Source organism: Bifidobacterium choerinum (assembly GCF_000741135.1).
Lineage (GTDB): Bacteria > Actinomycetota > Actinomycetes > Actinomycetales > Bifidobacteriaceae > Bifidobacterium > Bifidobacterium choerinum.
The window spans coordinates 1-7547 of the sequence record NZ_JGYU01000019.1 but is presented as its reverse complement, the minus strand read 5'-3'; the positions used below and the strand labels follow the sequence as shown (position 1 = coordinate 7547).

7 protein-coding genes and 1 pseudogene are annotated in these 7547 nt (G+C 69.9%); 4 read left to right on the top strand and 4 right to left on the bottom strand.

The window, feature by feature from the left end; translation table 11 throughout:
• The 3 genes from BCHO_RS08650 to BCHO_RS08640 form a co-directional block, all read left to right on the top strand.
• Positions 1-638, top strand: a 638-nt coding sequence (locus BCHO_RS08650) for an L-serine ammonia-lyase (protein ID WP_081930128.1), incomplete at its 5' end; no start/stop codon positions are given.
• A 75-nt stretch (positions 639-713) separates the two neighbouring features.
• Positions 714-1121 (top strand): FKBP-type peptidyl-prolyl cis-trans isomerase, encoded by a 408-nt coding sequence (locus tag BCHO_RS08645; protein WP_024541248.1) that lies wholly within the window; start codon positions 714-716, stop codon positions 1119-1121.
• A 104-nt stretch (positions 1122-1225) separates the two neighbouring features.
• On the top strand, positions 1226-1708 hold the full coding sequence (locus tag BCHO_RS08640; RefSeq protein WP_024541249.1) for a GreA/GreB family elongation factor: 483 nt from the start codon (positions 1226-1228) through the stop codon (positions 1706-1708).
• A gap of 77 nt (positions 1709-1785) precedes the next feature.
• Here the strand turns inward: BCHO_RS08640 and trhA are convergent, their stop codons facing one another.
• Positions 1786-2670 (bottom strand): PAQR family membrane homeostasis protein TrhA, encoded by an 885-nt coding sequence (gene trhA, locus BCHO_RS08635; protein ID WP_024541250.1) that lies wholly within the window; start codon positions 2668-2670, stop codon positions 1786-1788.
• 206 nt (positions 2671-2876) lie between these two features.
• On the opposite strand from trhA, the gene BCHO_RS08630 reads away from it, so the two are divergent.
• Complete coding sequence (locus BCHO_RS08630; protein ID WP_024541251.1) at positions 2877-4355, top strand: sensor histidine kinase; 1479 nt, start codon at positions 2877-2879, stop codon at positions 4353-4355.
• 90 nt (positions 4356-4445) lie between these two features.
• Here BCHO_RS08630 and BCHO_RS08625 read toward each other — a convergent pair whose 3' ends face one another.
• The 3 genes and pseudogenes from BCHO_RS08625 to BCHO_RS08615 form a co-directional block, all read right to left on the bottom strand.
• Complete coding sequence (locus tag BCHO_RS08625; protein ID WP_024541252.1) at positions 4446-4721, bottom strand: WhiB family transcriptional regulator; 276 nt, start codon at positions 4719-4721, stop codon at positions 4446-4448.
• 1101 nt (positions 4722-5822) lie between these two features.
• Positions 5823-6281 (bottom strand): annotated as a pseudogene (locus BCHO_RS09650) (FtsK/SpoIIIE domain-containing protein); the annotation flags it as partial.
• Between the two features lie 315 nt (positions 6282-6596).
• Positions 6597-7520, bottom strand: coding sequence for an LCP family protein (locus BCHO_RS08615; RefSeq protein ID WP_420306828.1), 924 nt, complete (start codon positions 7518-7520; stop codon positions 6597-6599).
• Between the last annotated feature and the right edge of the window lie 27 nt (positions 7521-7547).

Genomic DNA, 7547 nt, shown 5'->3' with positions numbered 1-7547 from the left:
ACGTGCTGCGCGGCGAGCCATCCGCCGGCCTGCGGCATCTCGAATCGGCGGAATCGTCGTGGATCGACCTGTTCGCGCTCGCCGTCAGCGAGGAGAACGCCGCGGGCGGACGCATCGTCACGGCGCCGACGAACGGCTCGGCCGGCGTCATCCCGGCGGTGCTGCTGTACTACCGGCGCCTGCTCGCCGGCGCGAGCGACGAGGACATACGCGACTTCCTGCTCACGGCCGGCGCCGTCGGCTATCTGATCAAGCGCAACGCGTCGATCTCCGGCGCCGAGGTCGGCTGCCAGGGCGAGGTCGGCTCGGCGTGCTCGATGGCGGCGGCCGGGCTGTGCGCCGTCGTCGGCGGCACGCCGCGGCAGGTCGAGAACGCGGCCGAGATCGGCATGGAGCACCATCTGGGGCTGACCTGCGACCCGGTCGGCGGTCTTGTGCAGATCCCGTGCATCGAACGCAACGCGGTCGCCGCGAACACGGCCGTCGTCGCCGTGCGCATGGCGATGCTCGGCGACGGCTCGCACATCGTCACGCTCGACCAGGTCATCCGCACGATGAAGGAGACCGGCGAGGACATGATGGCGAAGTACAAGGAGACGTCGAAGGGCGGCCTGGCGCTCAACGTCGTCGAATGCTGACGTGGGCGCCGTCGGCGCAACGGCCGGTCCTGTGCTAGGCTGAATCCCGTTGTGCCTGGAAACCAAGGAGGAAACATGGCTAACGAGATGCCCGGGGTCGAAGGCGGATTCGGCGACCTGCCGACGATGACGTTCCCGCAGAGCGAGGCGCCCAAGGGACTCAAGGTCGTCGAGCTCGTCGAGGGCGACGGCCCGATCGTGCGCCGCGGCGACACGGTGACCGTCAACTACCACGGCCAGGTCTGGGGCGGTGACAAGGCCTTCGATTCGAGCTTCGAGCGCCACCAGCCGGCGAGCTTCGGCATCGGCGTCGGCCAGGTCATCAGGGGATGGGACCAGACGGTCCCGGGCCACAACGTCGGCTCGCGCCTGCTGATCTCGATCCCGCCGGAGTACGGCTACGGCTCGCGGGGCGTGCCGCAGGCGGGCATCGGCGGCGACGACACGCTCGAGTTCGTCGTGGACATCATCGCCACGCGCTGAAAGGACGCTCGTCCATATCCGTCCGCACCGCGCGCCGGGGTTCCGGGCCGCGCGGTGCGGGTTTTCGCATATCACAGGCTTGTTCCATCATGAAGGAGGACACCATGGCTCAGGAGGAGAAGACCGTCCTGCTCACGCAGGAGGCGTATGACAAGCTCAAGGAGGAGCTCGCGTACCGTGAGGGCGAGTACCGCGAGGAGATCACCGAACGCATCGCCGCGGCCCGCGCCGAGGGCGACCTGTCCGAGAACGGCGGTTACCAGGCCGCGCGCGAGGAGCAGGGCAAGAACGAGGGGCGCATCAACGAGCTCATCGTCAAGCTGCGCAACGCGAAGATCCTCGAGGCGCCGGACGCCGGCACCGTCGGCAACGGCTCGCTCGTGACGATCGAGCTCGCCGGCCGCGAGATGAAGTACGTGCTCGGCTCGCGCGACATCGCCGTCGCGACCGACTACGACGTCATCAGCCCCGAGTCGCCGATCGGCGCGGCGATCCTCGGCGCGCACGAGGGCGACGTCGTCACCTACAAGGCGCCCAACGGACGCGACATCTCGGTGACGATCAAGGAGTCGAAGCCGCTCGACTGAGCGTGCGGGACCCGTCATGCAAGGGCGCCCCGGGACCACACGGTCCCGGGGCGCCCTTGCGATGCGCCTCGCTGCCCTCAGCCGAGCGCGGCGAGGCGGCAGATGACGAGGTAGATCGCGACCATGTGGCAGGTGTAGCCGGCGATCGTGCCCAGATGGAAGATCTCGTGGAAGCCGAAGACCCTCGGCCACGGGTCGGGGCGGCGCAGCGCGTAGACGACGGCGCCGGCGATGTAGCAGGCGCCTCCGGACAGCAGCAGCCACACGACGGCGGGGCCGGCGGCGGGGGAGACCCAGAACATGCCCATGAACGCGACGCCGGATACTCCGAAGATGACGTAGACGAGCGTATACAGCCAGCGCGGCGCGTCGATCCACACGACGTGGATGAGGATCGCGACGGCCGTGCAGCTCCACATGCCGATGATGATCGTGTTGCGCCAGAACGGGTCGAGCGCGAAGGAGACCGGCGTGTAGGTGCCGGCGATGAGCAGGAAGATATTGACGTGGTCGATGCGGCGCAGCACGTCGGTCACGCGCGGCGACCAGTCGCCCAGATGGTAGGCGGCGGAGTTGCCGAACAGGATGAGGGAGGCGGTCATGAAGACCGCGCACGCCCATTTGAGCCCGGCGCCGTACGCCAGGCAGATGAGCACGATGCCGGCGGCGAGCGCGAGCGGCGTGGCGACGGCGTGCAGCCAGCCGCGCATCGCCGGCTTCTGACGCCCGTGGACGTCGAGGCGGATCCGGCGTGGCGCGCGGATGCGCACGCCCTCGAGCTTCGCCGCCTTCTCCTCGCCCTTGGCGATCGCCTTCTTCGCGCGGCTGTCCGCCTTCGCGCGGATCGTCGCCGCCTTCGCGCGCGCCCGGCTGCGCGCCGCCTCGGCCTTCGCTTCGAGCGCCGTGCTGCGGGCGGCCGCCAATGCGCGTCGGCGCCGCTCGAGCAGCTCCTCGCCGTCCATCGTCGCCGTCTCGTCCGTCCGTCCGTCCATCGCAGGCTCCTTTCCGCACGTGTCGTCCACGCTCAGGTTACGCAATCGTAGGTTACTATAGCGTAGGTTGCTGACCGCCTGCATGCGGCCCCTTGCGATTGCGCCCTGCGCGAGCATCCGGAGCCGGCCCGCGCAGGCCGCCGGACGCCATTGCCGCGGTGGCCTATCATGGTGGCATGGCTGATTTTTCACAGATTCTCGCGACGCGCCCCGATTTCGACGCGTCCGACAAGGAATGGCTCCACCACCTCGTCGCCGACTGGCAGGTCATCGCCGACCTGAGCCTGGCCGACCTGCTGCTCGTGCTGCAGAAGGGCGACGGCAGCTTCGTCATCGCCGGCCAGTGCCGCCCGTCGACGGTCATGAGCCTGCGCGCCGACGACGTCGTCGGCGAACAGGTCGACGACGAGCTGCAGGAGGAGATGGCCGAGGCGATGAAGTCGGACGGCGTCCACCGCTCGCCGGTGCTGCGCCGCATCGGCGACGCCCTCGTATGCAACGTGTACGCGCCGATCCGCCACGGCGGCAAGGCGCTCGGCCTCGTCGTACGCGAGACGAACCTCGCGACGCGCGAGTCGAACGGCCGCTACGAGCTCGAAAGCATCGGCGCCGGCAAGCAGCTGTACGGGATGATCCCGCGCGGCCAGTTCCCCTACAAGGACTCCGTGCTCAGCCAGCGGCACAACGCGCGCGTCTCCGACGGCTTCATCCTGCTGTCCGCCGACGGCGTCGTCCAGTACGCGTCGCCCAACGGCATCAGCTGCTTCAGGCGCCTAGGCATGGTCGACATGCTCGAGGGCGCGAACCTCAGCGAGGTGGGCACAAGCCTGATCCACGAGAACGACCCGGTGCCCGAATCATTGCCGCTCGTGCTGCTCGGCAAGGCCGCGATCGACTCCGAACTCGTCGCGAACCGTTCGGCCGTCTCGATGCGCTCGCTGCCGCTGATGGACGAGCACGGCCGCACCGGCGCGATCGTATTGTGCCGCGACGTCAGCGAGCTGCGCCGGCGCGAGGTCGAGCTGCAGACGAAGGACGCGACGATCTCCGAGATCCACCATCGCGTCAAGAACAACCTGCAGGCCGTCTCCGCGCTGCTGCGGCTGCAGGCGCGCAAGACGAAGTCCGAGGAGGTCAAGAAGGAGCTCAAGGAGGCGCAACGGCGCGTGCAGACGATCGCGATGGTCCATGAGGGGCTGAGCCAGTCGGCCGACGAGATCGTCGACTTCGACAAGGTCATCGCCAACCTGCTGCGCATGAGCGTCGACCTGACGGCGATGAGCGACCAGCGCATCACAATCGACTTCGTCGGCAGCTTCGGCATGATGCCGGCGCAGGACGCGACGCCGCTGTCGCTCGTGCTCACCGAGCTGACAACGAACGCCGTCGAGCACGGTTACGAGGGCCGCAAGGAGGGCCACATCACGGTGACGGCCGACCGCAACGGCAACAAGCTCGACATCGTCGTGCAGGACGACGGCAACGGCATGGGCAGCGAGGAGGAGGACGGCATGGCGCGCTCCTCGGGGTCCGGCCTGGGTACGCAGATCATCAACACCTTCGTGACGAACGACTTCGGCGGCACCGTCCGCTGGGAGCCGGTCGACACCGGCGGCACGCGCGTGCGGCTCGCCATCAAGCTGCGCGCCGCCTGAACGACGGCATGGAAAGCGCCCGGCGGCACGCGATCGCGTGGCCGCCGGGCGCCGCTTTCCATATGTTTGCGGTATGCGTCCCGCCGACCGTCAGCCGAGTTGCATCGACGCGGAGCGGCGCGCACGCATCGCGCGGCGCTTGAGGGCCCTGCGCTCGTCCTCGCTCAGACCGCCCCAGACGCCGTAGTCCTGGTTCGTGTCGAGCGCGCATTTGAGGCATGCGTCGATGACCTTGCAGGTGCGGCACACGGACTTGGCCTCCTCGATCTGCTGGTAGGCGGCGCCGGTGTTGCCCACCGGGAAGAACAGCTCGGGGTCCTTGTCGCGACATGCCGCCTTCGCACGCCAATCGAATGCACTGCTCATGGTGATGACATCCTTCTTCTGTCCGATATCGATAACGATTACGTTGCTCATGCTAGGCAATAACCGGCGCGATTTCAAGACCCCGCGCGAAAAGGGCCGCACACGGCCCTTCATCGCACGGCGCACTGCACGAGCCGGGCACGGCCCGCCTCGATAAGCACGCCGCGCCCCGGCGTGCGCAGGTCCTCGGCCGTCAACGCGTCGACGATGCCCGCCGGGATGCCGTCGGCGAGGTCGACGGCGCGCTCGCCGACCGGGAAGACGAGGCGGCGCGTGCAATGCTCGGGCACGCGCAGCCTCCGCGACGAGCCGAGCGCGAACACGACGCAGCGTCGTCCCGAGCACACGAGCTCCTGGATGCGGGCGGCCTCGGGATCGGCGACGAAGGGATCGAACCAGGCGTCGGCGTCGTCGATGCACACGACGTCGGCGCCGGTCGCCCGGGCGCCTTCCCCGATCGTCTCCAGCAGCGTCGTGCGGCCGCGGCCGGGACGTCCGACGACGGCGAGATTGCCGTCGGACGGGTCGAACAGGCACGGTCCGACGGCGACACCGTCGTCCGTCGAGGCCGATCGCGATCGCGCCCGGCGGCGCCGCGACGTCGCCGGCATGCACGAGGCGGGGCAGCGGCGCCGTGAACAGCGGCGGCCCGCCGCGCCGGCCATGCACCTGCGAGGCGCGTCCGATCTCGGCGACGAGGCGGTCGGGATCGGGGTCGCACGCACAGCGCAGCCGCACGAGCACGTCATCGATGCGCGCGATCGCGGCTCCCGGCTCGGTGACGCGCAGCCCGGCGGCGTCGGCGGCGCCGAGCATCTCCTGCGACTGCATCATGTCGCGCACGCGCAGGCAGACGCGCAGCGCCATGTTCGCCTTCATCGGCGCGCCGATCTCGCCGAGCGGGTTCTGCGTGCACACAATCAGATGCATGCCGAGCGAACGGCCCAGCGACGCGATGCGTGTGAGCCGACCGGCGAGGTCGGGCAGCTGCCCGGTGAGCATGTGGAACTCGTCGACGACGACGACGAGCCTGGCCGGTGGGTCGGCCATGTCCATCAGGTCGGCGACGCCCCGTGCGGCCGCGAGTCGTTCGCGGCGCGTCAGCTCGTGTTCGAGCGCGAGCAGCGCGCGCTTCGCGTAGGCGAGGTCGAGGTCGTTGACGCATCCGCGCACATGCGGCAGGCCGGCGAGCGCGTCCATCGCCGAACCGCCCTTGAAGTCGAGCAGCACGAACTGGACGCGCCACGGCGGGTAGCGGCATGCGAGTGCCAGGCACCAGTCCTGCAGCAGCACCGACTTGCCCGAGCCGGTCGTGCCCGCCACGATCGCGTGAGGGCCGAAGCGCGCGAGGTCGATGACGGCGGCCCGTCCGTGCGCGTCGGCGCCCACCGGGGCGCGGCAGCCGCCGTCGGCGACACACCAGCGGTGCGCGATCGAACGGAACGGGGCGGCGTCGCCGCCGAATCCGAGCACGTCGGCCAGCGGTATCGGGGTGATCGGCGCGGACGATGCGGCGTCGTCCGCGCCCGCGCCGCGTCCCGGCGGCGCATGCGGCTCCATGGTCCATCCGGCGTCGTCGGATCGGCTTTCATGCCGTCCCGACGCCATGAGCACGAGCGAGGCGAGCGTGGCGACGCAGCCCGAGGCGGTCATCATCGCGAACAGCCATTGGCGGCCGGCCAGCAGCATGGCGAGCATGACGCACTGCGCCGCGAGCGGGGCGCCGTAGGCGCACATGCGCACACGGCGCCCCGTCCGCTCCCGTTTCGCCGCGTCCTTCGTCCTGCCGTCCATGCGCACAGCTTGCGCCGTCGCGCCGCGCGCCGCCAAACCGTCGGCGGGTCGTGCGCGCCCGGTTGCGCCGTGGGCGTGGCGTCAGACCTGCTGCTCGGACTGCGTGCCGACGACGCCGGCCTTGTGCGTGCCGTCGACGAGCTGCTTGAACAGTTCGGTGTTGCGCGCGTCGTCGAGCAGCACCGACGAGCCGACGCCGTCGACGTAGTAGCCGGGGTCGGTCCAGTACACGGTGCCGGTGATGCCGCCGGCGCCGGATGCGTCGCGGAAGGCGAGCAGCATGCGCGCCATCGTCGCCGGCGTCGCCCGTTCATCGACGCTGATCGCCGCCATCGCCGCGCCGCCGACGCGCGTGAGCTTGGGGATGTTGAGCAGCGTCGAGGGGGAGGCGGCCTTCTTCGCGATCGCGCCAATGACCTGGCGCTGGCGCTGGGCGCGGCCGAAGTCGCCCTGGGGGTCGGAGTAGCGCATACGGGAGAACGCGAGCGCCTGCTTGCCGTCGACGACGTGGCAGCCCGCCTTCCAGTGCATCTCGGACTTCTCGTCGTCGACGTCCTGGTCGTAGCACAGCTCGACGCCGCCGAGCGCGTCGACGATCGTCGTCAGGCCGCCAAAGTTGATTTTCGCGACGTGGTCGATCTTCTGTCCGGTGATGTCCTCGATCTTCGCGACGAGCGACTTCCTGCCGTACAGGCCGAGCACGGCGTTGATCTTGCTCAGCGCGCCGTCGACCTCGACGAGCGAGTCGCGCGGGATCGAAATCAGCGAGCTGGGCCCGTTCTTCGGCTTGGTGAGCACGAGGATCGTGTCGGTGCGTTCGCCGGTCGTGCCGTCCTGGCCGGTCGTGCCGTCGCGTTCGTCCGAGCCGAGGATCAGCCATGAGGTCGCCGGTCCGGAGGGCCTGGCGGTGAGCCAGTCGGCGCGGCGCAGGCCCGAGTCGACCCAGTGCCAGGCGCTCAGGCCCGCGATCAGGGCGGCGGCGAGCAGCGTCGCGAGGACCGCCACGGCGATCCTGCGCGCGCGGTGCGGCCT